The sequence below is a fragment of the Dyadobacter sp. CY356 genome (assembly GCF_021440195.1).
Lineage (GTDB): Bacteria > Bacteroidota > Bacteroidia > Cytophagales > Spirosomataceae > Dyadobacter.
Genome location: NZ_JAJTSZ010000002.1, coordinates 210,197 through 232,180, shown reverse-complemented (window position 1 = coordinate 232,180; position 21,984 = coordinate 210,197). Strand labels below are relative to the sequence as shown.

The following is a 21,984-nucleotide window of genomic DNA, read 5'->3' as shown; positions in this document are numbered from 1 at the left end:
TACAATTATGCCATTGAACCGTCTAACCCGAAGGACGAATTTTGGCTAAGGCAGGACGCCCGACACTATTCAAAGAGGAATACGCTGAACAGGCTCGTAAGCTTTGCTTGCTCGGACTGACAGATATTGAACTAGCTGATTTCTTTGAAGTTTGTGAAGATACGATCTACGAATGGAAGAAAGTTCACCCAATATTTTCCGAGGCCACTCGTGCGGGGAAGGTCAAGGCTGATGCCGAAGTCGCTGATAAGCTTCACCAAAGAGCGGTAGGAGCAGAGTGGATTGAGGATCAGGCATTCAAGATCAAGACCACAAAGTTTGATGCCAATGGCCGTAAGCTGGAAGAGTGGGAAGAAGTTCAAGTCGTTCAGGTTCGTAAAGCAGCCCCACCAGATACACCGGCAATCTCCTTATGGCTTCGTAACCGTCAACCTGCCAAATGGCGTGATAAACCAGATGCCGCTGACGATCAATCCAACGTTCTGCCTGTAAAAGTGGTGGTTAATGTTGTAGACGCAAGCAAGCCGAATGCCGACGCTTAACCTTCCACAGGCAAGGTTCCTTGCACTTCCTCATAAATTCCGACTGTTTGTAGCAGGATTTGGTTCGGGCAAAACATGGGTAGGTGGATCAGGATTGTGTGAACATCACTGGGAGTTCCCAAAGATCAACTCAGGATACTTCGCACCGACATACCCGCAGATTAAGGACATTTTCTTCCCAACGATTGAAGAAGTAGCGTTTGACTGGGGACTGAAAACAAAGATCAAGATTTCAGACAAAGAGGTTGAACTGTATTCCGGCCGTGTGTACCGGGGAACAATCATCTGCCGGACAATGGACAATCCCAGCAATATCGTGGGTTTCAAGATCGGTAAGGCTCTGGTTGATGAGATTGACGTAATGAAGACTGAGAAGGCTCGTCAGGCATGGCGCAAGATCATTGCCCGTATGCGCTACAACGTGCCGGACTTGAAGAACCAGATTGACGTCACCACCACTCCTGAGGGTTTCAAATTCGTTTATGAGCAGTTCGTCAAGCAACTGAGAGACAAACCGGAGTTACGGGACTTATATGGGTTAATTCAAGCGAGTACGTACGAAAACGAACTTAACCTGCCGACTGATTATATCTCGTCATTATTGGCATCATACCCGCCCCAGTTGATCCAAGCGTATCTGAAAGGTGAGTTTGTCAACCTTGCCAGTGGTAGCGTGTACGGGGACTTTGACCGTATTCTGAACCACAGCAGTGCTACGCTTAATCCGCACGAACCGCTTCATATCGGTATGGATTTCAACGTAATGAACATGGCGGCCGTGATTAATGTAATCCGTGATGACCTGCCAATATCAGTAAATGAGCTGACAGGAGTACGGGATACGCCAACAATGGTATCAATGTTGAAAGACCGTTATCCTGGGCGATCAATCACAATCTACCCTGATGCCAGCGGTCAAAGCCGTAAGTCAGTAAACGCAAGCGAGAGCGACCTTTCAATCCTGAAACAAGCGGGTTTCTCAGTCAAGGTAGACAGTACCAATCCGGCAGTAAAAGACCGTGTGTTATCTGTTAACGGGATGATACTGAATGCTGACGGCAAAAGACGTTGGAAAGTTAATACCGACAATTGCCCACGACTGACGGAAAGCATGGAGCAACAGGCATACGATAAGAACGGGGAGCCTGATAAGACGAGCGGGTTTGACCACATCAACGATGCTCAGGGATATTTTCTAGCAAAACGCTATCCGATTATTAAGAGAACGATGGGGACTGCACGAGTTGGGGGTCAGTAACTTAAAATGTCGGAAAAAGATTCACCGATAGTCATTTTTTTTAAATAGCTATTTGCAGAAGTCATAACAAATGCAAATGTCTGGCTTTTTTTTAAAAGAGCAACAGCACCACATAGACCACCTAATACCGAAATTGTATCGGCACAGAATGAGGCTATATCTTTGAAGGTATCGAAGTCCATGATGTGCAGACAATAAAATGACCCAAAAAGTTCCCAGTTCCCTGCCATTATCTTCTTGCGCCGTCTTAAATATCTGGTATCCTTAACCAAACAAGGAGCCAGTCCATGCAGCCAGACGACAAACACAGCGAATACAAAGAATTTGAGCCTGTTTGGAAGCTGTGCCGTGACGCATCCACCGGGCAACGCGCTATTCACAAAGGCGGTGTTGCATACCTTCCAAAGCTTGAAGATCAGACCACAATTCAATACGAAGCATACAAAAGGCGCGCACTTTTCTACAACGCTACCGGGCGAACAGTCGAAGGGATGAAGGGTCTCGTATTCCGTAAGAAGCCTGTTTTAGTTGTTCCAAAAGCAATGGAACCATGGCTGGAAGACGTTACCATGACTGGTATTTCCTTTATTGGTGTGGCTAAGAAGAACACAGAGGAAGTTATCAAGGTGGGACGTTACGGTTTGTTGGTTGACTATCCTCAATCCCCAAACATTGACCAAGGCATAAAGCTTACAATCAATGACGCCGCATTGCTCGACATCCGGCCATACATTGCACCTTACACAACTGAGTGCATCCTGAACTGGCGTAATGCCCGTGTAGGCTCTAAGACTGTTCTGATGGATGTATTCCTGTATGAAGCCATTGAAGGTGATAAAAAGGACGAATATCAAATCCGTCAACTCACCCTTGAAAACGGTTTTTATGAGCAAGTTATCTGGAAAAAGGGTGAAAATGGGTGGTCATCTGTACGTGTGACACCCTTGAAGTTTGGGGAAACCATGAAATGGATACCATTCTGGTTTAGTGCCGCGGAAGAATCTGACGGGTCAATCCAGAATTCCCCGATTGAAGATTTGGCCTACGTGAACATTTCCCACTATCAGAACAGTGCAGACCTTGAAAACGGCGCTCATGTGTCTGGTTTGCCCACTCCATATATCACAGGACTGGATGCGACGGAAAATCCGAAGCTTGCCCTTGGTACAGGCACTGCATGGATTTTGCCTGAAAATGCGACTGCTGGTTTTGTTCAGGTTGGTTCAGAAGGTTTTGCATCACTTGAAAAGCTGATGGATCGTAAGGAAAACATGCTTGCCGCCCTTGGTGCGCGTATGATTGCTCCAGAAAAGAAAGCAGCCGAAGCCGCAGAGACAGCGGGTATTCGCCGTGGTGGTGAGAACAGCGTACTGGCAGATATTGCCGGAACTGTTGAAATGTCATTACAGCAAGCTTTGCAATTGATGGCAGAGTGGGGTGGTTTGCAGGGTGAGGTTCGTTTTGAGCTTAACAAAGACTTCCTACCTATGAACATGGATGCCAACGCATTAAACGCATTGGTGAAAGCTTGGCAGTCCGGTGCTATCTCAGAAGAAACATTCTTTGACACGATCAAAGCCGGTGAGTTAGTTGACCAAACACTGACATTTGAGGATGAGCAGGAGCGCAAGGAAGCATCGGCACCGCCATTGGGTATGATTGCCAATGACACCGAATGAAGAAATTCAAAATGCTTCTATTCGGCACATGGTATGGCTGGAACGGTTCAAGGCTGGAACTGTTAAGCAGATTATTGCGCTTTTAAACCAGACTGACAAAGACCTTCGCGAGAAACTTGCAGGGCGATTATCCTCAATTAGCGAGCGTGGTTATAAGCTTTCACCGGAAACCCGTAAGCGCATTGAAACGATGCTTGCCGAATTACAAGCCATACGTACAGGTATGTATGACACAGCCCAGACCAAGACCACGGATATTCTAAAAGACTTTGCCGTCCATGAGGCTGATTTTCAAGGTCGATTGATTGATGAAGCGATTAAAGCCACGGCCGTCAAGGTCACACTGGAAAGCCCTTCTCTTTCTCAAATCCGTGCCGTTGCCACCTCACGACCATTTGAAGGCCGATTGTTGAAAGAATGGTTTGCAGGGATTGAGGCCAATGACCGCAAGCGGTTAAGTGATGCCATTAAAATAGGGATTACTGAGGGCGAGACATCGGATCAAATCATTCGCCGGGTGATGGGAACACGTTCAGCGCAGTACCGTGATGGTATTTTAGAGGTCAGCCGTAGAGAAGCCGCAGCCGTTGTGAATACCGCTGTCGCCACGACTGCCAACCAAGCCAGTGAGGATTTATACGCATCCAACCCAGATATTGTAAAAGGTGTTCAATGGGTTTCAACGCTGGATAGCCGCACGTCAGCCCCATGCCGCGCCAATGATGGAAAGATATTTCCAATCGGTGAAGGCCCAAGACCTCCAATTCATTTTAACTGCCGATCCAAGATAGTTCCCTTCCTGGGCGAGACTTCCATAAAAGGAACACGCGCCAGTGTATTTGGTCCCGTTCCAAGTGACCTGACATACAGTGGATGGTTGAAGAAACAGACCGTTGATATTCAGAACGAAGTGCTTGGAGTGAAAGCCGGAAAGCTCTTTCGCAACGGCCTTACGATTGAGAAGTTTGTTGACAAGCAAGGTCGCTCATATACACTTGACGAGTTGAAGCAGCGTGACGCTGATATTTGGCAAAAAACTTTCGGACGGTAATGCCGTCTAATTTGAACCCAAGGGGCTAAAATGACTATCACCAAAGAAGAAATGGAAGCTGCAATTGAAAAGGCAACATCCGGGCTGAAAACCAAAAATGAAGAATTGTTGGCAAAACTAAAAGAGGCCAAGGATTCCAAGGCAGAACTTGAAAGCAAAGTCAAAGAAGTTGAAGATGCAAGAGAGGAAGCCGAACGTCAGGCAGCTTTGAAAAACGGTGATGTTGAAAAGATTACCAAACAGCTTGAAACTAAGTTCACCAAAACCATTGAAGAGCTGAATTCTAAACTTTCAGGCTCGTCCGCTCGATTGAATGAAGTGCTGATTGATAGTGCATTGACAGAAGCTTTAATTAAGGTTAATGTTGCACCACAGTATCTTGAAATGGCTAAGGACACTATAAAAGCCAAAAACAAACCAGAGATTGGTGACGTGGATGGTAAGTCTTCCGGTTTAATTGACGGAAAGCCAATTACAGAATTTGTTGCTGCATGGTCACAAGGTGATACAGGCAAGCACATTATTGCTGCCCCGGCTAACGGTGGTGGCGGGTCTCATGGACAAAACAGTGGTGGCAAGGTCAGCACTGAAAAAGCAGATATGGGTGGCTCAAAAGCTGAACGGACTGCTGCAATCGCACAAAAATTCCCAAATCTCTCTGACAAATAGGATAACCCATGTCACTTTCCCAAATGCAAGTCTTCAATGATTTCATCATGCCAGCTACCATTGAGACACTTTCTCAAAACGTTGAGAAATTCAATGCCGCTTCCCGTAATACAATCCGTCTGACAACAGAAGGCTTTACTGGCGATTTCCTGCAAGAATCTTTCTTCGCTGGTATCCATTCCGCTCAACGCCGTGTAAACCGTTACGCTGCACAGGCCGCCGCAACACCAACAGACCTGACACAGCTCAAAAACAGCTCTGTTAAAATCGCTGGTGGCTTTGGTCCGATCCGCTTTGAACCGGGTCAGTTGACTTGGTTGGAAAAGCCAACAGCCGAAGGCATTGAAGTTGCTTCCCGTAATTTCGCCGAAGCTTTAATGGCAGACCAGTTGAACACCGCGATTGCCGCTTTGGTAGCCGCTATTCAAAACCAGCCAACAGCAACAAATGACGTTTCCGCGACGCTTGGTTTGTCATACGCAGCTATGAACGCAGCCCATGCTAAGTTTGGTGACCGTTCAGGTGCCATCTTAACAAGCGTGATGACTGGTGACGTTTACCACAAATTGATCGGTCAGAACCTTGCCAACGCACAGAACCTGTTCCAATCCAGCAACGTAACTGTTGTTGATATGTTGGGCAAATCAGTAATTGTTACAGATGCACCGGCATTGTATCAAACAGGTACGCCGAACAAGCAAAAAATCCTTGGCTTGGTTGAAAGCGCGGCTGTTGTTTCTGATGGTGGTGATGTTATCTCCAACATTCAGACAACTAATGGTCAAACTCGTATCGAATCCACCATGCAGGTAGATTATACCTTCGGCTTAGGCTTGAAAGGCTACACATGGGATGAAGCAAACGGTGGTAAGTCCCCAACAGATGCTGCACTGGCAACAGGCACCAACTGGGATAAGACAGCTACAAGCATTAAAGATACTGCCGGTGTTATCACAATCGGTGATGCTTCTAAATAATTAACTGGGGCGGTTGAATAAGCCGCCCCTTTTCCTCAAAACAACGGAGACACCGATGTCCAAAATCATTTACGAACCACACCCTGTTACACCTGAACGCAAAAAAGAACTGCGTGAACAGGGATATACAATTATTGACGCCCAGTTTGATCCTGATCCAAAGCCTGCCAAACCCGAGCTGACAGAAGAAGAGAAAGCCGCAGCCGAAGAAGCTAAAAAGCAAGCTGCTGCGAAAGCCGCTGCCAAGGCTGCGGAAAAGGCTGCTAAAAAAACTGAAAAGAAGTAGGTAAATAATGTTCACGGTCGAGACTGGAAATATTGTAGCTGGTGCAAATTCATTAGTTGATCTTGCTTATGCGAACAGTTACCATCTCGACCGTGGCAATTCTTTATGGACTGGCACCGATGCAGTCAAACAGTCTGCTTTAATAAAAGCCACTGATTACATCCAGCAAAAATATACGTTTCGTGGTTTTCTGGTAAGCGAAACCCAGCCTCTGAACTGGCCTCGTGCCGATGTTCCTTACGTAGCTACCAATGTCATTCCAGATCGCTTAAAACAAGCTGTGTGCCAATTGGCACTAGAAGTAATGACAGCCCCGCTAAATCCTTCCGTATCGCCCACAGGACAGGTTAAGTTCAAAAAGGTTGATGTGATTGAAACAGAATACTTTGCAGCATCCAGCACAAGCACAAAGCGCCCTGCTATTGATGGTCTGTTACGTCCCTATCTATCTGGAAGCGGGATCAATGTTCCAGTGGTGAGAGTATGAGTTTTTACAGTGAAATGGCTGACATGGCGAAAGAGGCGATAGCCGAAAACGGTCGTCCTGTTATTTTGCGCCGTAATACTGAAGGCTCTTACAATCCTGCCACCGACACATTCACCGGCACAGGAAACGTAGACGAAAACCCCAGTGCGTTATTTACTGAATATAAACAGGCTGAGATTGATGGCACTGTGATTATCCGTGGTGATAAAAAAGTCCTGTTGGCTGACGCAGCCTTGACAGCCCCGCCAGAGTATAACGACATTATTGTTGATGGCAGCGATGAATATAAGGTTATCAATATATTCACGGTCAAGCCGGGCGATACTTCCATTATCTATAAATTACAGGTGCGAAAATGACAATTGAATTGAAATTCAAGATTTCCACAAAGTGGTGGGTTAAGCCGTTTATTTATTTAGTGGCCTACCCGATTGGATTGCTGTTCAATCGATTTCCATCATTCGCAGCCAAATTAGTAGCTAAAAAAGGTCTTATCATGGAGCAATCTAAATGAGCGGTTGCAAAATTGGCAAGATCAAAATGAAAAATGGTGGTGCGCCACTTTATCTAATTCATAGCCAGAAAAAGGTGAAAACCGATTCCGAGCTTGTATTGGAAGAAGCCCTTGAAATGGTCAGGTCAGGGTTTATTATTGAACTGGCAATCATTGCGACAGTTGTTGATGAAAGAATTACCACGACTTACAGCGAGGGAATGCTTGGCAATATTTATTCAGGTGTCGCAGCCTGTGAAATTCTTAAGAACAGGTTGCTGGAAACTTTAAAATGACCGTTGATGAGCAAATCAAAGCAGCGTACACGAACAAGGTTGAGAAGAACCTTGAAAAGGCTGTCCGCATTGTTGCACTGCAAGCTTACACAAACATTGTCATCAATACGCCTGTTGGTAATCCTGACCTGTGGCAGTCACCCGCGCCTGAGGGGTATGTTGGTGGACGAGCAAGAGCAAACTGGAATATCGACATTAACACCGTTGATCTTTCCGTATCTGATAGCACCGAGGAGCCTGACACTTCAAAAGCTTTGGGTGTGACGGCACGATACAAGATGAGCGATACAATTTATATCTCAAACAACCTCCCATACATCCAGAGATTGAATGACGGCTGGTCATCCCAAGCCCCTGCAAACTTTGTTGATGCATCAATTATGATCGGATCACGTCAAGCGAAGCAGATTATTAAAAGGGATGTTCAATGAGTATTGAATTAACCGTCAAAACCATCCGTGCACGGTTTGCAGCCGCTTGGGGCGTAACAACGAAGGTTGCTTATGATGATGTACCGGACAAGACAATTCCACCATCTCCGGCAGCTACATGGGTGCGATTGAACATTGTACACGTTGATGGTAATCAGGCAAGCATTGGCTCTCCCGGCAGCAATAAATTCAGACGATACGGATTAATTACAGCACAGATTTTCTCACCGCAGGGAAAAGGTAGCGTTGATGCCCGTAAAAAAGCAGATTTAATAATTCCCATCTTTCAAGGCGTTCAGAATTCTGGTATAACCTACTATGACGTTCACCCGCGAGAAATCGGAAACGACGGCGCAGGATGGTATCAGATCAACGTGCTTTCCAAATTCTACTATGACGAGATTGCTTAACCAAGGAGACCCCTAATGACTGATTCCTCACAGACCCGCCTTGCCTATATTGCCGAAGTTACACCCGGCGTAACCCCCGCTACTCCAGCATTTAAAAAGCTGCGTATGACTGGTGAGAGCCTTGCGCCTTCCTTACAATACACTTCAAGCAATGAAATCCGCGCTGACCGTAACGTCGCTGATATGACCCGCGTTGGTCAAGAAGCTGGTGGAGACATTAATTTTGAACTGTCCTACGGCACATTTGATGATTTTCTTGAAGCTCTAATGTTCGGCACATGGACAACAAACGTCCTGAAAAACGGCGTGACTAAAAAGACCTTCACCATTGAAGAGACTTTTGCAGCACTTGCAAACCAGTTTCACCGCTACACCGGATCAATGGTCAACAGCTTGTCACTCAGTATGCGAGCCAAAGAAGTTGTGACTGGATCGTTTAATATCATGTCTCAGAACATGACGCAGACACAGGCGATTGTAACAGGTGCGACTTACGTTGAGCCAAACTCAAATCCAGTCCTGAACGCTGCAAACAACTTTGCCGCTCTTGCCATGACAGGTGGTGGTACGGTTCAGCTTATGTCCCTTTCCCTGAATATCAGCAACAACCTTGAACAACAGCCTGTAATGGGTCAGGTCGCCAGCAAGGGCATTCGTGCCGGACAATTCATGGTCACAGGTGAAGCAGAAGCATATTTCGACACTCCTGAACTGATGGATTTGTACTTGGGTGACACACCATCAGATCTGACATTCTCATTGGGTGGCGCTTCCTCTCTTAAATACACTTTCTTCATTCCAAAACTGAAACTTACTGCAAACTCCCCAACGGCTGACGGTAACAACCAAGACGTTATGCAGAAAATCAGCTTCCAAGCCTATTTTGATGCGACAACAGCCGCACAGTTAAGAATTACGCGAACACCGTAAACGAGTTGGCTCCCGCAAAGCCATAAGATACTTGCAAGTTAGGGGGCGGTCTGTTCGGGCAGATCGCTTCCGTCCAACCCGAAGGACTTACACATATGGCTAAAAATGATAAACCAAAAGCTTCTCCGAAAGTCGCTACCGATCTTTTACAATCATTCCTGACAACACTACACGAAGGATTTGAGACTGATACCAATCTCGAAACTTCTGCAGGTGTGGCGTTCGATTATGGCCGCTACGGTACATTCGTTCTGAAACGTGCCGTACACCGCAACCAAGCATACGCCAAGGCTATGAAAGACAAAGTTCTTCCATATGTTCAGTCCCGTGGTGAGGTTGACGAGAGCGAAGACGATAAACACGCCAGCAAATTGATGGCAGAAGTTTATGTCGAGACGGTAATTGTAGGAATTAAAACCACTGACGGGCAGACGATCCCATACGATGCCGAAGCCAAAAAAGGCTTGGTCAAATTGTTTGTGGCCGCTCCTGATCTGTTCACAAAAATTCAGTCTGATGCCTCGGACGCTGTAAACTTTCGCAAGAAGAAAACTGAGGCCGAAGCAAAAAACTCTGTGAAGTCCTAGTCTGGGAAGCGGAGTTTGGTGGTAAAGTCGAATGGCTGGAAAGCCTTCGCCGTGATGGTCAAAAAGTTCCTGCATTAGACCGCCGCCCCAAACTTCTCCCCGGCTTGGACTTCTACTTGATTGCATACCAAGAACTGCGCTATGATAAGCCAATTGGAATGAGCGTAGGCCCGATACCTTGGTCATCCATTGATAGATGGGCTATTAGAAACGGAGTGAATGACATTGAGGATTTCGCTGTTTTGGAAAGCCATATAAGATCATTGGAGAACGCCGCTTATCAGTACGAAGAAAAGCGGAGCAAGGGGAAGAAATGAGTGATGTAAATATTGTTGTTGGTATCACTGGAGATGTATCTGGTGGTCGTGTCATCAAAAAATCACTCGATGATATTAGCTCTTCCAGCAAAACCGCAAGCAATTCAAACAAGCAACTTGAAAACCAAGTACGTGCCACAACATTAGCAGCCAACGGCCTCACAAGGGCTTTTGGCGCTTTAGGTGTTGCATTTAGTGCCGTTCAGATTGTAAAGATGGCTGACCAGTACACGGTCATGGAAGCCCGACTGAGAAGCGTTGCCAAGACTGCACAAGAAACCGCCCGGATGATGGGTGAGCTTCGTAAGATTTCAAACGACACTGGAAGCGAAATGGCTACAAGCCTTTCAATTCTGCAACGTCTTTCATTTGTCCGCGAAGAAATTAAAGCCACCAACAATGATATGCTGGTCTTTACGGAGACAGTTACAAAGCTTGGTGTGACTTCCGGGGCATTACCTGATGCGATGAAAGCTGGTTTAACCCAGTTAGGACAGGCGCTTTCAAGCACCTACACACGTGCCGAAGAATTCAATTCTATCATGGAAAACATTCCAGCGGTCGGTAAGTCGATTGCTGATGAGCTTGGTGTCACAACAGGCCAAATGCGCCTTCTGGTGGTTGAAGGAAAACTTTTATCCAGTGACGTGTTCGCCGCCGTATTAAACCAGACTGAAAAAGTCCGCGCTGAATTTGAGCAATTTCCAAAGACAGCCGCGCAGGGAGCGAAACAATTAGCCAGCAGCTTTGATCAGATCATTGCACAGGCAAACAGTGCAACCGGAGCAACCAATGGAATTGGTATGGCGCTCAGAGTTCTGGGGCAGGGTGCAAAAGTCATTTACAATGGCCTGGCTACTTTGTTTGATGGCATTGCCGCAGGAATTCAAGAAACCGTCAATTTGATGCTGAAAGGTATCAATAAGGCCATTGAGGGCATTAATTGGGCGAAACGAAATGCGCCTGACTGGATGGGTGTTGACAAAACACAGATCGATTTATTCCAGACCACAGATATTGGTGGTAGTTTGTCTGCCGCTGCAGCAGCACGTAAGAGCCGTGAGGACAATCTTTTTGGTGATGATTTTGGTGGAGCTATTACCCCTGAGCAACGAGCAATTTCACAGGATTACGCCAAGATTGCAAAAGACATTGCAGCAAAAGGCAACCAGAACAAAGAAGCCCTGAAAGCACAAAAGAAGATCCAAACGGAACTGACTGACGCAATCAAGGATTCCCGCTCTGAAACTGAAAAGCTGACAGACAAAATCTCTGAAATGGAACGGTTGAGATCGTTCGCGAAAACCGCTGAACAGTCCGAAGCAATTACCAAGAACATCAAAAATGCCCGTGATGAATTAAAGAAACTTGCTGTCGAAGCCGAGCTAGATGGCCCGACCGGAAAAGCTTTTCAAGGGATGGCAGATGAAATTCAGGACGGTTTTAAAGATGCTTTTAAAGGCGCTTTTGAGGGTGGTGGCAGTATGTTCACCAAGTTTGCCGAAGGTATCAAATCGACGTTTAAAAGCGTCATGCTGGATATTGTTTATCAAGCCTCAGTGCGTCCAATCGTTGTTTCTGTGCTTGGTTCTGTTGGTGGGTCAATGGGGCTTTCCAGCGATGCGGTAGGTTCAGTACTGGGTACAGCTTCAGGTTCTTCTTCGGGATCAAGTAGCCTAACAGGTGCCAGTAACTTATTCAGCATTGGTAAATCTTTTTTATCGGGAGGAAGCGCCACGACAGGCGTTGCTTCGATGATTGCAAAAGCCAGCGCAGCCATGGGGAACAGCTTCTCAACCACTGTTGGCCTTCAAAAATTCGCAACCAATGCTGGAACTGCCGCAAATATAGGAGGTGGTTTTGTTGGAAGCACAGCGGCAAATCTTCTTGGTCTTGGAAACAAAAACGGCCTTGTGAACGCTGGGACAGGCATTGCCGGGGCTTTAATCGGTCAGGCACTTATTCCAATCCCTTTCCTTGGTGCTGCAATCGGTTCCTTTGTCGGTACGGCCATTGGTGGTTTGTTCGGTGGTGCAAAGCCATCCGATAAAGCCCAGGGCGGCACAATTGATTTTGCTTCCGGTGTAGCTTCATATAGCGGGCAGAGCGGTAAGAAATTCAGTCAGGAAAATGCCACATTCCGCGATACCATTCTGTCGTCAATGTCCAGCGTCCTTGGCACAATCAAGCAATACGGTGGTACGGCAAGCGGATCGGCAAACATCGTTATTGGTAGCCGTGACGGACTTCGTTATAACGGTCAGAACTTTGGGAACGATTCTCAGGCATTCACGAATAAAATCTTTGAAGACCTGAGAAACAGCATTACCGGGCTGGATGAGACATTCACGACAATCTTGAATAAAGTTGGTGTGCAGAATGCTTCTGGACTGGCTGATGCCTTTGCTTTTGGTCAGTCTTACAAAGACACACTCTATCCGAAAACGGTTGCAGATCAATTATCCGAAGCCATTCAAGTACTAAACGACAATATGCAGAACTTGATTGATACGGCAACATTCCTTGGTTTGCCGATTGAAGAATATACCAAAGCCCTAGATAAGCAGAAAGAAGCTGCAATCGGTGCATTAAAAGCTCAGGCAGCAGGGTTTTCCAGCCTTGAAGAAATGACTAAAACATTCAAAGCTTTCTTGGATGGTCAGTCACTCAGTTCTAATTCCAGCCTAAACCCAATGGAAAAGCTGGGACTTGCACAAGGTAACTTTGATGATCTTCTGAAAACAGCCCAAGGCGGTGATTTAACCGTCACTACTGATTTACTTGGTGCCGCAGCAACCCTCATAGAGCTTGGGAGAGGAATTTACGCGTCATCCGTCAGCTTTGTAGCCTTGGAAGGTTTTGTGCGATCCAGTGTAACTGAAATCGCCAAAGCTGCTGGTGTGCCGGGTTATGCTGTCGGTACAAATTCAGCCGCGTCAGGCTTTGCCATGGTAGGGGAGCAGGGACGTGAATTGGTTCGCATGGGTGGTGGTGAACAAGTATACACCGCTGGTCAAACAGCCGGGATTATGGCTTTGTCTGGAAACGCAGCCGGTGACATTGTACGAAGTAACAATCAAATTGCCGCGCTTACACAGGAAAACACTGATGAAATCCGTGCGGGCCGCGTGGAAAGCATTAGAACGCGTAAGCTCATGGAGAGAATGCTAAATTACATGAAAGTGGCTTCATGACCGATTACCTAGACTTTTTCGGTGATTTAGCGATAAGCCAACTTGCCACCGATCTTGACCATTCCACTCCTGATCCGTTTGCAATCCTTCAAGACAATCCACAGGCGCAGCTTATTTATCTGATTGAGGCATATCCGTATGATGTGACACAGGTCAACACACTTACCGGAGAGCCTCCTTTTGGGACATTGCCAATCAGCCATTATGGTTTTGATTATTACGGTGGTGTTTCTCTGGTGTGCCTGTCCGATGTGGGATTTGTCACAAAACCAACCGACACACTTGCAAATAAATATTTCATCGGTCAGGTCAATAACGCCTTTCAATTTGACGTATCGGTACTTTCAAATGACGAGTTCGGCAATAGTAATCAGTCCTATGGCTCAATTGTCATTCAAAATGGCAACGGAAACCTTGACCGTCTCACGGATTATTTCTGGTCATCCCGCCGTGTAACTGTAAAGGCCGGGGCGAAGACGTTTCGTTATCAGGACTTTGCAACAATCTTTGACGGTGCAATTGATGACTTTGATGGTGATGACGACCAATTCACGCTGACAATCAAAGACAACAGATCAAAAACCGATCAGCAAATTGTTTCCGGTATCTACGGTGGCACGGGTGGTATTGATGGCGGTGCAAACATTATCAATACTTACAAACCACTGGCATACGGGAAGATCAAGAATGCCGAGCCAATCCTTGTGGATTCCATTAATTTGATTTATCAAATCCATGACGGATCAATTCTGGGTGTGGATGCCGTCCGTGATCGTGGCGTTGGCCTTACAAATGGCGGTGACGTGCCTGATATTATTTTAGCCACAGTTGCGCCCGGTCAATTCAAAACACAGCTTTCTGGCGGATATATCAAGCTTGGCTCGACACCTGCCGGACGTATTACCATGGATGTACAGGGCGAGAATGGAAATGGTGGGTACGTTTCCAAGACTGGTGCAATTATCCAGCGGATCGTGACCACGCGTCTCGGTCTTAATCCCGTTGAGCCTGAATACATTGACGGCGGTTCTCTAAACAATCTGGATGCAGTTTTAACCGGTGACGTTGGAACGTACATTAACAAAAACATGACCGCCAGTGATGTGATTAGTGACCTAGTTTCAGGCGTTGGTGCATATTGGACATTCACCCGCCAAGGTCTTTTGTTTGCCGGAACAGTTTCCCCTCCATCCGTTGAAAGCGCTGTCATCACGATAAACGACATTGACGAGCAGGGCATTAAACTTGAACGCGTAACAAAACCCGCTTGGCGTGTTTCCGTGGGTTATGCCCCGGCTTGGACAGTTCAGGACGAAAGCGAACTTGCCAGCGCCACCACAAATGCAGACCGTTCTTTTGTATCAAATGAATACCGTTATCTGACACATGAAGACCGCGCTGTCCGGGGTAACAGCAAAGAACTGATTGAAAAGATTTTCTACACGAATATTGCAAATCAGGCTGATGCTCAGTCATTGCTTGACAGGCTTGTATCGGTTTACAGCACACCACGGCAGGTATTTCAATTAACAGTGTACCGAGCTTTGTTCAAATTATACATTGGCGCTCAGGTCAGATTAATATACAATCGTTTCAATCTTAATGCCGGGAAAGTCTTTATGGTTTCCGGTGTTTCGGAGGACGCTGAGACTGGCGCAACCGTTTTTGAATTGTGGGGATAAGCTATGCAGAATATGATCTTGGCAAATGCTCTGCTTTCCGATGCTGCTACAATCTCAGGTACGTCCGGCGCGGGTGACCTTCCCCTTGCCAACCTTCAAGAAATGGATTTAAAAGCCATTTACCGTGCTATGGGTGACACCATTACTTTGACTGTTGACCTGTTGACTGCAAAACAAATCAACCTAGTGGCATTAATAGCACACAATTGTTCACCGATTGCTTCTGTCCGGTTGCGCGCCTCCAACACGAATAATTCATCTACGGCACCGTATGACACTGGTTTACTACCAGCCCGATCCAACCAAACAGCCTTTGTAGATTCTGGCTATCCGTTAGAAAAAAACATGTTTCTCTCATTCTTTGCCCCGCAAACGTACCGTTATTGGTTCATTGATATTGTGGATACGGGCGCTGCATACATTGATATTGGCCGTCTTTACATCAGTAACGCTTTCCAACCTACAACAAATATGGATTATGGACTTTCCGAAGGGGTGGTTGATCCATCCAAAGTTAACCGGGTTGTTTCTGGTGGAAAAATTCCTCGTGAGTTTGTGAAATACAAAACCGCAGAATTTACGCTTGGATATATGAATGAAGATGAAACCTATGGAAAGGTATTTGCCCTTGAAATGGCTTGCGGTCGTACCAAGGACGTTTTATTCATTCCCGATCCTGATGCAAAAAGCCTTTTGCAAATCCGCTCACACTATGGCACCATGGAAACAATAAATCCAAAGGTGGCTTTTCAATATTCGCTCTATAACAAATCCTTCCGGATTGAGGAAATTCCAGCATGACCCTAAAAACAGCAGACCGCGTATTTGAAACATCCACATCGACTGGTACTGGTGCGCTCATTCTCGCAGGTCCGGTTGCAGGATTTCAATCATTTATCGCTGGTGTTGGAACAGGGGCAAAGGTTCCTTACACAATTATCCAAGGTAACTCGTGGGAAATTGGTATTGGCACCGTTACAGCCGGATCGCCTGACACACTTGCAAGAAACACGGTTTTAGAATCTACTAACGCTGATGCCGCTGTCAATTTTGGGGCCGGAACTAAAAACGTCTACCTAGGTTTTCAAGCCAAGATCGTTCCTATTCGCGATGAAAATCTAAACTTTGTTGAAGGTTTTGGTACTGTTGGTGGTGCAGCTAACGCATTGACAATGGCAATGCCTGTCCCTTCAAAGGGCTACTCCGACACGATGATAATTCGTGGATATGCTCTTTTTCCAAATACTGGTCCAGTTGTTATAAATGTAGATGGCGGTGGTGATAAACCAATCAAATTAGCCGGTGCAGACCTCCCGCCAAGCACATTTTTAACGGGAACATATTTTGAAGGCGTGTACAAGACGTCATTAGGATACTTTGATCTTAAATACCCATTGATTGCATCACCTGCCTCAGTTTCAAAGTCTCTTGGTGTGTTGTTCAGATCAAAAGCACCCGCAGAAACCAGCAACGCAACTGATATTAACAACGATATTACAATTGCCGCTGACATTTCATTCGTGACTGATGAGGGAACGGTTATCAAATCCGTTGCTATGACTAAGCAGCAGGACGCTACTTGGGTAGCTGGTAATAACGTTGGTGGTATGCAGGCAGGTTCTGCCAAAGCAAACAACCAAACCATCGGTCTGTACATCATTTATAACCCAACAACTTTGGCTGTCGATTATAAGTTTGTACCGGATGGAACTGCATTTGTAGCAGCAAGTGGCTTTTCGGAAAAGCGCCGTATTGCATCATATGCAACGGACGCAACTGGAAACATTCGCCCTTTTATTCAAAGAGGCGATTATTTTGAATATTTGACGCCAATCATTGATGTTAATGATGCCTCACCTGTAAGCACAGCCGTAACAAAATCACTTTCAGTTCCAAAGGGTTTAAAACTAAATGTGACGGTTAACGCATCCATCACCAACAGTGGAGCAGGTGGTTATGCAGCAGCATATTTGAGTTCTCTTGATTCTGCTGACTTGGCACCAAGCCTAAGCGCGACACCACTTGCAACCATACAAACACAAGATGGGGGAAACTCATCAAACATTGGTGGTCAGGTAAATGTCTGGACAAATACAGCAGGTCAAATCAGAACACGTGTTGCTTCTGGAAATAATACGTTTGTCGTTGCAACCATTGGTTATATGGACAGACGTGGCCGGGATGATTAAAACATATGGAATATTTACAAACGCTTTCCTAACGTAGGATATGGACAAAATGGACGAAGACAAAATTGCAATCGCAAAAATGGGTGTCGGAGCTGGTGGGGCCGTCCTTTACAGCTACACGCTTAACGAGTGGGTTGCGATTATTACGATTTTTTATCTTTTGTTGCAGATCGTTCTTTTGATCCCGAAATACATTGATATGTTTTCTATGTATCTGAAAAAGAGAAGCAAATGAGCGTCAAAGGACGCGTTGCCGGAGTTGCGGTTGCCGGTGCATTATCATTCGCACTTCCAATTGTTTCGTATTATGAAGGCTTAAACCTGATAGCCTATCTCGATCCGGTTGGCGTTCCTACAATTTGTTATGGTCACACGGATGGCGTTAAGATCGGCCAAACCCGTAGCGTTGCAGAGTGTGACAGGCTATTAAATGCCGAGCTTGGTCAGGCGATATCAGCCGTTGACAGGCTGGTAAAAGTCCCCATGCCGGATACACGCCGTGCAGCACTTGGCAGCTTTGTTTATAATGCTGGTATCGGTGCTTTTGCCAAATCAACTTTGCTGAAAAAACTGAATTCGGGCGACATCCTGGGCGGCTGTAATGAAATGTTGCGCTGGGTTTGGGCTGGTGGTAAAAAGCTGAAAGGGCTTGAACGCCGCAGGCAGGCGGAGGTTAAACTATGTATCCAATCCTAAACTATGCCGCACCCGTTATTGTTGGCCTGAGCATTGGTTATGCAGCCGGACACTGGATCGGTGCGAATGATGGTGAGAAAATTGCTATCGCGGAACAAAGTATTGTTGCAACAAAAGAAGCCGTAAAAGCCACGTCACAGAGAGAGAAGATCGACCATGAAATCAGTAAGCTTACCGATCCTGCTATTGATGCTGAGCTGTCTGCTAATGGCTGGATGCGTAAATAAGCCAGTTATCATCGACACAGGATGCCAGTGGACACGCACGATATTAGCTCATCCTGACGATACGGTAGAGACCAAGCGTCAGGTATTGGAACATGACAGAATGCGCCACATTAAATGCAAATAATTAGGGTGCCGACATTTACAGTAAGAAATTTTTTTGTAACTTTTGGCGTTTATCAGTTGTAAACAATAACAATATGCCTAAGAACCACAAAGGAGTAAATGTTGAGTTTTCTTCTTCCGCTAAGAAGACGACTAAGGGGGCGGGTGTAGCTACTATGTCTCCTTCCACTAAGCATGTAGGTCCTTTACCACCTAGTAGGGGTGCGTCTTATCAAGTAAAAAACCCACTTACGGGTAATTACATCATGAAAGAGGCAAGCACTGGAAAGTTCGTTGCAAGCTCTAACGGGAAGAAATTTAGCGGAGTAACGGTTAAAAAGACTATTTCAGCCGCACCAAATCCCCACATCGATAAGGTTATGGCGGCCAATGCAGAAAAAGACATGCTTGAAGTATTAAACAAATCAAAATAAGCCAACACTTAAACTTCGTTTTGTGCCTGACTACGACAAAAGCGTTTTTATAAACTGCCCTTTCGATAAAAAGTACAAAAGTCTTTATGAAGCGATGATTTTTACTATAATCGCTTGTGACTTTACACCTAGGTGTAGTCGTGAATTTAATAATGCAGACGATGTTCGTATTAACAACATTATGAACTTAATACGCGATTGCAAATATTCGATTCATGATATATCACGAGCAGATTCGAGGCTCAACATGCCTTTAGAGCTTGGCTTGTTTTTGGGTTGCAAGCAATATGGAACTCAAAAAATCAAAAATAAGAGCTGCATGATACTAGAAGCGGAGAACTATGATTCAAAGGCTTACCTTTCAGATTTAGCGGGACAGGATTTTTACAATCATCAAAATAAAGTTAACAAGATGATTGAAAGTGTCAGGACTTGGCTTGCTCCTAAGTCTCCTAATGCAGCTGTAATTCCTCATTCTCAATATCTAATTTCTAGATATAGAGACTTTAACAGAAATTATTTGCCGGGAGTGTTGATTTTGAAAAATTGGACAAAGGCTGAGATGTCATTCAATGAGTACGTAGTTACTATTCAAGGCTGGATAGCATTAAATCCAATTTTTTAATTCCTGATCTATAAGTAAGGATTTTCTCTTTTACGTTTAAGGCGATTATTTGCAAAATCTAATTCCTTATAGTCTTCCGTAATTTCCCTACACATCCGTGCAGCCTCAGTATACACCGAAATCGTATGCGTGGCGTTAAAGCTTTCATCTTTTTCTACTAACGGAAGACCGGTTGTCGCGTCTTTGACCAGTTCAAGCTCTGGGATATACACATTACCTAATTCTGGTTCACCAAAACCCATATCACACAGACCAAAGGCAATGCCTTCATAAAACGGGGAAAGCTCAGTCAGGAGCCAGATTGCACGACCGTTTAAAGTGAAGAGCTTAACGACAGGCTTAGGGTCAATCTCATTACCCTGATCGGTCTGCATACCGTTTGCGCGTAGTTCGGCTTCTTCTTCTGGTGTGAAAAATCTGTACATTTGGATTCCTTTGCAAATAAGTATAAGCTCGGCGCGCCTTCGGCACAAGGGGGTTTTCGGGGAAGAAATATTAAATCAAAAATTTATGGACTTTGGAGCAAGTGCATTGGTATCTATAGCAAAAGCAATTCTTGATTACATCTCTGGCAGAGTACGAATTGATGCGGGATACCATTCAGGTCTAGATGATGAAATTCACATTTATAACGAATCTGATAAGGCGGTTGCAATCAGATACTGGAGGCTTGTGTGGCGAAAAACAGTAAGGAGATTTCCACCAAAGTATGAATATGAAGAACAGGACACAGGGATTGAAGGTTGGGAAGACCATTTTATCAAAATTGGTGGAAAAGACAAGCATATATTATCATTCGAGGCGCCATACGATTTTAATTGGAACCCACCTGCTCGTGAAGGACAGAAATTGTATTTGGAACTATATGTCGGCAAGTCCAGAAGACCATTGAGATTTCACATTCACGAGGTATATATCCACAAGCCAAATCAGATAAATAACTGATTAACAACTGCATTTATTTTCACTTTTCTCAATAAAAGGTATTGACAATACTATCCACACGGGGTAGGGTTAATCATCAACCAAGGAGATAAACAATGTCCGTTCCAACCAACAAGCCCTACTCATTTAACAAAGCAGATTTCAAAGAAGCCTATCAAGACCTGAAAGCAACTGAAGGCCGCGAAGCCGCAATCGAATGGTTATTGTTCAATATTGAACTGGTTGAAGAAGCTTTGGAGATCGCCAGTGAAGTTCCAGAGTTACAACCAATCGACACAACCACACTGAAAGCCAGCATTGCCACGGCTGAACGAATTGCAAAAGGAGAGTTCTAATGACTGATCTAATCTGGCAGAAAATTAAGCCTTGGGGTGAGGCGGACGATACAACCTATTGGATTGCCGGAATATATAAGATCACCTCTTACCGTGACGGAGAATATCACGCTTACTTCATTCAGGATCATTGCAATAACTGGGGTGATCACGTTAGTACCCCGCCGGATAATGGAAGTTTTGGAAAGTGCTGGAATTCTATTGATAAAGCAATCGAAGCCTGTCAAACCCATTCAAAAAAACATAGTCCTACAAAAGTGACTATTAAACGAGCGGATGAAATTAAAACATCCCTTATTCAGCAGGAGAAAGAAAACAATGCCTGAATTAACCCACCTTGCCCTTGCCACGCTGTTTATCGTATTCTTCGGTGCGGCTCTTATCCTGTTAACACCTTTGAGAAAGTTTTTTAAATGACGGAATGGCAACCGATAGAAACCGCGCCGAAGGATGGAACAAGGATTTTGATATGCAACAACCCCAAGAAGAACCTATGTTTTAAAATGCACGTTGCGAGCTTCAACAAGTTAGAAAATGAATGGATTGCTTCTGCACCTCAAATTCTTAAACATGTTACCCACTGGATGCCCTTACCACTTCCACCGAGGAAACCATGACCCGCAAAACATACCTCAAAGGTCTATACGATGCCTTATCCGAACTGGAAGGCCGTGAGGACTGCAAGACCGCCGCACAGATTACCCGAACACTTATCATGAAAGAGGAGAAAAAACGCAGATGATATACTACATTTTTGAACCAGAGTGGCAATCGCCAAAAAATCCGACAACATTTGAGACAAAAGAGCAGTGGCTGAAAGCTATCGAAGATTTTGATTTCCTTGGGCAGTATTGTGATGATGGGTGGTCAGAGGAAGTTTGGAACGTAACTGCTGGAATTTTACCAGAAGGGGTTAAGCCATACGATGAGGACTATTTTCTGTCATTGCCAGAAGATGAGTATCTGGACTATTCGGAATTTTACGATAAATATGCCACCCACGAAGTGAAAGAATATCTCATACAGGAGATTGTTGATGGAATTGGCGTAGAGGATGGTTGTTCATATCCAGACTATGACCGTATTTGTGGTTACAGTTTTGAAGTTAAAGGAAAATAAATGACCAACATACCAATCTACAT

31 protein-coding genes are annotated in these 21,984 nt (G+C 45.2%); 29 read left to right on the top strand and 2 right to left on the bottom strand.

Annotated features, from left to right (window positions below):
- Positions 1-41: 41 nt before the first annotated feature.
- Complete coding sequence (locus tag LXL81_RS07115) at positions 42-542, top strand: hypothetical protein (protein ID WP_234646032.1); 501 nt, start codon at positions 42-44, stop codon at positions 540-542.
- Positions 529-1,800 carry a terminase large subunit domain-containing protein gene (locus LXL81_RS07110; protein WP_234646031.1) on the top strand — a complete coding sequence of 424 codons (1,272 nt, stop codon included), beginning with the start codon at positions 529-531 and terminating at the stop codon, positions 1,798-1,800. The genes LXL81_RS07115 and LXL81_RS07110 overlap by 14 nt, the downstream gene beginning before the upstream one ends.
- Here LXL81_RS07110 and LXL81_RS07105 read toward each other — a convergent pair.
- Positions 1,794-1,982: a hypothetical protein gene (locus tag LXL81_RS07105; RefSeq protein WP_234646030.1), complete on the bottom strand. Its 189-nt coding sequence runs from the start codon at positions 1,980-1,982 to the stop codon at positions 1,794-1,796. The two genes, LXL81_RS07110 and LXL81_RS07105, sit on opposite strands and share 7 nt — an antisense overlap.
- Before the next feature lie 105 nt (positions 1,983-2,087).
- On the opposite strand from LXL81_RS07105, the gene LXL81_RS07100 reads away from it, so the two are divergent.
- The 21 genes from LXL81_RS07100 to LXL81_RS07000 all read left to right on the top strand — a co-directional run bounded on the left by LXL81_RS07100 (position 2,088) and on the right by LXL81_RS07000 (position 19,562).
- A complete protein-coding gene (locus tag LXL81_RS07100) occupies positions 2,088-3,479 on the top strand; it encodes a DUF4055 domain-containing protein (RefSeq protein WP_234646029.1) in 1,392 nt (463 codons plus the stop codon).
- Positions 3,466-4,530: a minor capsid protein gene (locus LXL81_RS07095; RefSeq protein WP_234646028.1), complete on the top strand. Its 1,065-nt coding sequence runs from the start codon at positions 3,466-3,468 to the stop codon at positions 4,528-4,530. Before LXL81_RS07100 ends, LXL81_RS07095 begins: the two co-directional genes overlap by 14 nt.
- Before the next feature lie 30 nt (positions 4,531-4,560).
- Positions 4,561-5,199 (top strand): hypothetical protein, encoded by a 639-nt coding sequence (locus tag LXL81_RS07090; protein ID WP_234646027.1) that lies wholly within the window; start codon positions 4,561-4,563, stop codon positions 5,197-5,199.
- A gap of 8 nt (positions 5,200-5,207) precedes the next feature.
- Complete coding sequence (locus LXL81_RS07085; RefSeq protein WP_310589557.1) at positions 5,208-6,176, top strand: major capsid protein; 969 nt, start codon at positions 5,208-5,210, stop codon at positions 6,174-6,176.
- Between the two features lie 55 nt (positions 6,177-6,231).
- Positions 6,232-6,462, top strand: a complete 231-nt coding sequence (locus LXL81_RS07080) for a hypothetical protein (protein WP_234646025.1) — start codon at positions 6,232-6,234, stop codon at positions 6,460-6,462.
- 7 nt (positions 6,463-6,469) lie between these two features.
- A complete protein-coding gene (locus LXL81_RS07075) occupies positions 6,470-6,949 on the top strand; it encodes a DnaT-like ssDNA-binding protein (protein WP_234646024.1) in 480 nt (159 codons plus the stop codon).
- Positions 6,946-7,308 (top strand): hypothetical protein, encoded by a 363-nt coding sequence (locus LXL81_RS07070; RefSeq protein ID WP_234646023.1) that lies wholly within the window; start codon positions 6,946-6,948, stop codon positions 7,306-7,308. The genes LXL81_RS07075 and LXL81_RS07070 overlap by 4 nt, the downstream gene beginning before the upstream one ends.
- 151 nt (positions 7,309-7,459) lie before the next feature.
- The gene (locus tag LXL81_RS07065) at positions 7,460-7,738 is read left to right on the top strand and encodes a hypothetical protein (RefSeq protein WP_234646022.1); all 279 of its coding nucleotides are present in this window, start codon (positions 7,460-7,462) and stop codon (positions 7,736-7,738) included.
- Complete coding sequence (locus LXL81_RS07060; protein WP_234646021.1) at positions 7,735-8,169, top strand: hypothetical protein; 435 nt, start codon at positions 7,735-7,737, stop codon at positions 8,167-8,169. The genes LXL81_RS07065 and LXL81_RS07060 overlap by 4 nt, the downstream gene beginning before the upstream one ends.
- Positions 8,166-8,579: a phage tail terminator-like protein gene (locus LXL81_RS07055; protein WP_234646020.1), complete on the top strand. Its 414-nt coding sequence runs from the start codon at positions 8,166-8,168 to the stop codon at positions 8,577-8,579. The genes LXL81_RS07060 and LXL81_RS07055 overlap by 4 nt, the downstream gene beginning before the upstream one ends.
- Positions 8,580-8,594: 15 nt before the next feature.
- Positions 8,595-9,509, top strand: a complete 915-nt coding sequence (locus tag LXL81_RS07050; protein WP_234646019.1) for a phage tail tube protein — start codon at positions 8,595-8,597, stop codon at positions 9,507-9,509.
- A 95-nt stretch (positions 9,510-9,604) separates the two neighbouring features.
- Positions 9,605-10,096, top strand: coding sequence for a hypothetical protein (locus tag LXL81_RS07045; RefSeq protein ID WP_234646018.1), 492 nt, complete (start codon positions 9,605-9,607; stop codon positions 10,094-10,096).
- Between the two features lie 313 nt (positions 10,097-10,409).
- Positions 10,410-13,607, top strand: coding sequence for a tape measure protein (locus LXL81_RS07040; RefSeq protein WP_310589556.1), 3,198 nt, complete (start codon positions 10,410-10,412; stop codon positions 13,605-13,607).
- Positions 13,604-15,289, top strand: a complete 1,686-nt coding sequence (locus LXL81_RS07035) for a hypothetical protein (RefSeq protein WP_234646016.1) — start codon at positions 13,604-13,606, stop codon at positions 15,287-15,289. Before LXL81_RS07040 ends, LXL81_RS07035 begins: the two co-directional genes overlap by 4 nt.
- Before the next feature lie 3 nt (positions 15,290-15,292).
- The gene (locus LXL81_RS07030; protein WP_234646015.1) at positions 15,293-16,090 is read left to right on the top strand and encodes a hypothetical protein; all 798 of its coding nucleotides are present in this window, start codon (positions 15,293-15,295) and stop codon (positions 16,088-16,090) included.
- A complete protein-coding gene (locus LXL81_RS07025) occupies positions 16,087-17,478 on the top strand; it encodes a hypothetical protein (protein WP_234646014.1) in 1,392 nt (463 codons plus the stop codon). Before LXL81_RS07030 ends, LXL81_RS07025 begins: the two co-directional genes overlap by 4 nt.
- 40 nt (positions 17,479-17,518) lie before the next feature.
- Positions 17,519-17,713, top strand: coding sequence for a hypothetical protein (locus LXL81_RS07020; RefSeq protein ID WP_234646013.1), 195 nt, complete (start codon positions 17,519-17,521; stop codon positions 17,711-17,713).
- The gene (locus LXL81_RS07015) at positions 17,710-18,174 is read left to right on the top strand and encodes a lysozyme (protein WP_234646012.1); all 465 of its coding nucleotides are present in this window, start codon (positions 17,710-17,712) and stop codon (positions 18,172-18,174) included. Before LXL81_RS07020 ends, LXL81_RS07015 begins: the two co-directional genes overlap by 4 nt.
- Positions 18,159-18,401, top strand: coding sequence for a hypothetical protein (locus tag LXL81_RS07010; RefSeq protein WP_234646011.1), 243 nt, complete (start codon positions 18,159-18,161; stop codon positions 18,399-18,401). Before LXL81_RS07015 ends, LXL81_RS07010 begins: the two co-directional genes overlap by 16 nt.
- A 197-nt stretch (positions 18,402-18,598) precedes the next feature.
- Positions 18,599-18,937: a hypothetical protein gene (locus LXL81_RS07005; protein WP_234646010.1), complete on the top strand. Its 339-nt coding sequence runs from the start codon at positions 18,599-18,601 to the stop codon at positions 18,935-18,937.
- 22 nt (positions 18,938-18,959) lie between these two features.
- Positions 18,960-19,562, top strand: a complete 603-nt coding sequence (locus LXL81_RS07000) for a hypothetical protein (RefSeq protein ID WP_234646009.1) — start codon at positions 18,960-18,962, stop codon at positions 19,560-19,562.
- 8 nt (positions 19,563-19,570) lie between these two features.
- Here the strand turns inward: LXL81_RS07000 and LXL81_RS06995 are convergent, their stop codons facing one another.
- Positions 19,571-19,987: a DUF2958 domain-containing protein gene (locus LXL81_RS06995; RefSeq protein WP_234646008.1), complete on the bottom strand. Its 417-nt coding sequence runs from the start codon at positions 19,985-19,987 to the stop codon at positions 19,571-19,573.
- 85 nt (positions 19,988-20,072) lie between these two features.
- Here LXL81_RS06995 and LXL81_RS06990 point away from each other — a divergent pair, with 85 nt between their 5' ends.
- The 6 genes from LXL81_RS06990 to LXL81_RS06975 all read left to right on the top strand — a co-directional run bounded on the left by LXL81_RS06990 (position 20,073) and on the right by LXL81_RS06975 (position 21,961).
- Entirely contained in the window at positions 20,073-20,507 is a 435-nt protein-coding gene (locus LXL81_RS06990; protein WP_234646007.1) for a hypothetical protein, read from the top strand.
- A 95-nt stretch (positions 20,508-20,602) separates the two neighbouring features.
- Positions 20,603-20,842, top strand: a complete 240-nt coding sequence (locus tag LXL81_RS06985) for a hypothetical protein (protein ID WP_234646006.1) — start codon at positions 20,603-20,605, stop codon at positions 20,840-20,842.
- Complete coding sequence (locus LXL81_RS06980; RefSeq protein WP_234646005.1) at positions 20,842-21,168, top strand: hypothetical protein; 327 nt, start codon at positions 20,842-20,844, stop codon at positions 21,166-21,168. Before LXL81_RS06985 ends, LXL81_RS06980 begins: the two co-directional genes overlap by 1 nt.
- A gap of 87 nt (positions 21,169-21,255) precedes the next feature.
- Positions 21,256-21,459 carry a DUF551 domain-containing protein gene (locus tag LXL81_RS29285; RefSeq protein ID WP_409013866.1) on the top strand — a complete coding sequence of 68 codons (204 nt, stop codon included), beginning with the start codon at positions 21,256-21,258 and terminating at the stop codon, positions 21,457-21,459.
- Entirely contained in the window at positions 21,456-21,584 is a 129-nt protein-coding gene (locus tag LXL81_RS29030; protein ID WP_255713667.1) for a hypothetical protein, read from the top strand. The genes LXL81_RS29285 and LXL81_RS29030 overlap by 4 nt, the downstream gene beginning before the upstream one ends.
- The gene (locus LXL81_RS06975) at positions 21,581-21,961 is read left to right on the top strand and encodes a hypothetical protein (protein WP_234646004.1); all 381 of its coding nucleotides are present in this window, start codon (positions 21,581-21,583) and stop codon (positions 21,959-21,961) included. Before LXL81_RS29030 ends, LXL81_RS06975 begins: the two co-directional genes overlap by 4 nt.
- The last annotated feature ends 23 nt before the right edge of the window (positions 21,962-21,984 follow it).

Excerpts from the sequence above, each read along its gene's own strand:
- LXL81_RS07110 (WP_234646031.1), top strand. The coding sequence starts at position 529 with ATGCCGACGCTTAACCTTCCACAGGCAAGGTTCCTTGCACTTCCTCAT.
- LXL81_RS07105 (WP_234646030.1), bottom strand. The coding sequence starts at position 1,982 with ATGGACTTCGATACCTTCAAAGATATAGCCTCATTCTGTGCCGATACA.
- LXL81_RS07100 (WP_234646029.1), top strand. The coding sequence starts at position 2,088 with ATGCAGCCAGACGACAAACACAGCGAATACAAAGAATTTGAGCCTGTT.
- LXL81_RS07095 (WP_234646028.1), top strand. The coding sequence starts at position 3,466 with ATGACACCGAATGAAGAAATTCAAAATGCTTCTATTCGGCACATGGTA.
- LXL81_RS07090 (WP_234646027.1), top strand. The coding sequence starts at position 4,561 with ATGACTATCACCAAAGAAGAAATGGAAGCTGCAATTGAAAAGGCAACA.
- LXL81_RS07085 (WP_310589557.1), top strand. The coding sequence starts at position 5,208 with ATGTCACTTTCCCAAATGCAAGTCTTCAATGATTTCATCATGCCAGCT.
- LXL81_RS07080 (WP_234646025.1), top strand. The coding sequence starts at position 6,232 with ATGTCCAAAATCATTTACGAACCACACCCTGTTACACCTGAACGCAAA.
- LXL81_RS07075 (WP_234646024.1), top strand. The coding sequence starts at position 6,470 with ATGTTCACGGTCGAGACTGGAAATATTGTAGCTGGTGCAAATTCATTA.
- LXL81_RS07070 (WP_234646023.1), top strand. The coding sequence starts at position 6,946 with ATGAGTTTTTACAGTGAAATGGCTGACATGGCGAAAGAGGCGATAGCC.
- LXL81_RS07065 (WP_234646022.1), top strand. The coding sequence starts at position 7,460 with ATGAGCGGTTGCAAAATTGGCAAGATCAAAATGAAAAATGGTGGTGCG.
- LXL81_RS07060 (WP_234646021.1), top strand. The coding sequence starts at position 7,735 with ATGACCGTTGATGAGCAAATCAAAGCAGCGTACACGAACAAGGTTGAG.
- LXL81_RS07055 (WP_234646020.1), top strand. The coding sequence starts at position 8,166 with ATGAGTATTGAATTAACCGTCAAAACCATCCGTGCACGGTTTGCAGCC.
- LXL81_RS07050 (WP_234646019.1), top strand. The coding sequence starts at position 8,595 with ATGACTGATTCCTCACAGACCCGCCTTGCCTATATTGCCGAAGTTACA.
- LXL81_RS07045 (WP_234646018.1), top strand. The coding sequence starts at position 9,605 with ATGGCTAAAAATGATAAACCAAAAGCTTCTCCGAAAGTCGCTACCGAT.
- LXL81_RS07040 (WP_310589556.1), top strand. The coding sequence starts at position 10,410 with ATGAGTGATGTAAATATTGTTGTTGGTATCACTGGAGATGTATCTGGT.
- LXL81_RS07035 (WP_234646016.1), top strand. The coding sequence starts at position 13,604 with ATGACCGATTACCTAGACTTTTTCGGTGATTTAGCGATAAGCCAACTT.
- LXL81_RS07030 (WP_234646015.1), top strand. The coding sequence starts at position 15,293 with ATGCAGAATATGATCTTGGCAAATGCTCTGCTTTCCGATGCTGCTACA.
- LXL81_RS07025 (WP_234646014.1), top strand. The coding sequence starts at position 16,087 with ATGACCCTAAAAACAGCAGACCGCGTATTTGAAACATCCACATCGACT.
- LXL81_RS07020 (WP_234646013.1), top strand. The coding sequence starts at position 17,519 with ATGGACAAAATGGACGAAGACAAAATTGCAATCGCAAAAATGGGTGTC.
- LXL81_RS07015 (WP_234646012.1), top strand. The coding sequence starts at position 17,710 with ATGAGCGTCAAAGGACGCGTTGCCGGAGTTGCGGTTGCCGGTGCATTA.
- LXL81_RS07010 (WP_234646011.1), top strand. The coding sequence starts at position 18,159 with ATGTATCCAATCCTAAACTATGCCGCACCCGTTATTGTTGGCCTGAGC.
- LXL81_RS07005 (WP_234646010.1), top strand. The coding sequence starts at position 18,599 with ATGCCTAAGAACCACAAAGGAGTAAATGTTGAGTTTTCTTCTTCCGCT.
- LXL81_RS06995 (WP_234646008.1), bottom strand. The coding sequence starts at position 19,987 with ATGTACAGATTTTTCACACCAGAAGAAGAAGCCGAACTACGCGCAAAC.
- LXL81_RS06990 (WP_234646007.1), top strand. The coding sequence starts at position 20,073 with ATGGACTTTGGAGCAAGTGCATTGGTATCTATAGCAAAAGCAATTCTT.
- LXL81_RS06985 (WP_234646006.1), top strand. The coding sequence starts at position 20,603 with ATGTCCGTTCCAACCAACAAGCCCTACTCATTTAACAAAGCAGATTTC.
- LXL81_RS06980 (WP_234646005.1), top strand. The coding sequence starts at position 20,842 with ATGACTGATCTAATCTGGCAGAAAATTAAGCCTTGGGGTGAGGCGGAC.
- LXL81_RS29285 (WP_409013866.1), top strand. The coding sequence starts at position 21,256 with ATGACGGAATGGCAACCGATAGAAACCGCGCCGAAGGATGGAACAAGG.
- LXL81_RS29030 (WP_255713667.1), top strand. The coding sequence starts at position 21,456 with ATGACCCGCAAAACATACCTCAAAGGTCTATACGATGCCTTATCCGAA.
- LXL81_RS06975 (WP_234646004.1), top strand. The coding sequence starts at position 21,581 with ATGATATACTACATTTTTGAACCAGAGTGGCAATCGCCAAAAAATCCG.